Annotated in this window: 1 protein-coding gene; it reads left to right on the top strand. The window is 46.7% G+C overall.

All coding sequences use genetic code 11. From position 1 onward, the window contains the following. Positions 1–44: 44 nt before the first annotated feature. Positions 45–240 (top strand): hypothetical protein (locus tag ACJYUO_RS21910; protein WP_494347414.1); only part of this gene is annotated, 196 nt, incomplete at its 3' end.

Genomic DNA, 240 nt, shown 5'->3' with positions numbered 1-240 from the left:
ATTCGCTCTGAATTGATTTTTACTGCGTAGAGGAGATATTCGTGATGTTGTGGAGTAAGTCAGCTCTGTCAGTAGTTTCTTTGTATTTCTGTGAAGGAAGTCACGGTCACTGGGGGGTAGATATTGATGAAGGAGCAGTGGAAATCTGTAAACTTCGTCTCTGGTTGTCGATGGTCGCGGATATCGAAGACGAACCGAACGAAGTGGAGCCGCTACCGAACATCGACTTCAACATCCGCC

The organism is Natrinema sp. CRL1 (assembly GCF_059162405.1).
The sequence above is the reverse complement of the archived record's forward strand: the minus strand, read 5'-3'. Positions and strand labels throughout refer to the sequence as shown.